The sequence below is a fragment of the Pseudomonas sp. 1 genome, assembly GCF_056626735.1.
In genome coordinates this window covers 1-1651 of record NZ_JBWXMQ010000042.1, presented here as the reverse complement: position 1 = coordinate 1651, position 1651 = coordinate 1, and the positions used below count along the sequence as shown (strand labels likewise).

The 1651-nt window shown below is 55.7% G+C and carries 1 protein-coding gene; it reads left to right on the top strand.

The window, feature by feature from the left end:
- Window positions 1-1565, top strand: a 1565-nt coding sequence (locus tag AC1MDC_RS28600) for an Ig-like domain-containing protein (protein ID WP_480394185.1), incomplete at its 5' end; no start/stop codon positions are given.
- Between the last annotated feature and the right edge of the window lie 86 nt (window positions 1566-1651).

The window sequence follows — 1651 nt, the reverse complement described above, 5'->3', positions numbered from 1 at the left end:
CGGCACCGCGCATCAAGGAAGCGCCGAATGACCTCAGCCTGATCCCGAATGACGCCAAGGACGCCCTGACCGCCATCGTGGATTACAAAGGCATGCAGCTCGGTGACAAAATCATTGCCACCTGGACCGGTGCGGCGGGCACACCAGCGGGAGGCTCACACACGGCGCCGGAAGAAACCGTCACCGTTCTCGGGCCGCAGCCGATACCGCTGGCCAACAGCGTGGTGGCCTTTAACCTGAACAAAGCGGTGACGGTCAGCTACACGGTGAAACGCGGCAGCGGTGAGCCGTTACCGTCGGATGTCCTCCCCTTGGCGGTAAAGGCACTGGAGTTGAATCAGTCGAACGTGCCGAAGATCCTTCAGGCGGCCAACAGCGGCGACGGACCAGAGCTGGATCTGAGTGTGATCAAAACTGCCGCCACTTTTCGCGCCCCCAACTGGCCACTGATTGCCCTGAATCAATATGTGTGGCTGTGGATCAAAGGCACATTGGCCAATGGCGACACGTACGAAAAATTGCTCTGGACACCGCCAGGATCTAAAACCAATCCAGACTGGATCACGAGTCACTACGATTACAACACTCCCGCAGCGATCTTGAACGAACTTCAGGGGCTCAAGCATGACACGCCGTTCACCCTCGAACTCAAGGCCGGGTTGGGGGGGAGTCTGACCGAAGCCGAAGCGGTGTCCTTCCCGCTGCGAACCTATACGGTCAAGGCTATCCCGGATGTAAAACCGGTCATCACCCGAGCGGAGGATTCCGAAGGCGTCGAAATCCCCGACGGCGGCGTCACCGTCAAAACCAGCGTGACGCTCATCGGCACGGCCGCCGAGAACCAGAAGGTCGAGGTATTCGATGGCACGACGTCCAAAGGGCAGCCTCCCGCCGATCCGACGACCGGGATCTGGAGGCTGACAGTGACCGACCTGACCGTAGCGCCTCACAGCTTCACCGCCAAGGCGTTGTATGGAGATGGGGCGACTTCGGCAGCGTGGGACTTCACCGTAGTGGCCCCTCTTTCGATTAAAACCAGCGACATGAATTTGGACGGTTTTTCTGTGAAGTACGATGGTTGGCCAAAAACTGGACAAGACTCTGTTGGAAACACAGAAGTTCGGCAAGCTCAGGGAGGAAAAAAACCCTACACTTACTCGTCGCTTGCTCCCTTGGTCGCTTCTGTGGATCAAAGCGGAAAAGTTGTAGGCAACCGCCGTGGCACAACAACGATTACGGTCACTGACGCCCTGCAAAACAGTGTTCAATACCGAGTTGTTGTGAGCAATATCTTCCGTCTTGTTATAAATGAGCAGCGAACTTCCAGCGCAACAGCGATTGCATGGATGCAGTCTCTTGGAGGCATTTCAACGCACGGAACACAGGTAAGTCGTGATCTCTCCCGTGTTTATTTTGCCCCAGTGCCAAGGGCATCCGAATATTGGGCGTGTGCTCGACCCCCCGATGCCCCGTATCTCAACTATGTCATGCAGCAAACTGGTTTTACTTACGGTAGTCGATATGATGATATCTTAATTGGCGCATGGTGCTTGATCCCATTCTGAGAGCTGCAAAAACCTCGGAATAAAAGGGGACGCATTTATTTACCAGTCCCCACTATGAAAACCCGCACTTCCTTTCAAGGGGGAGT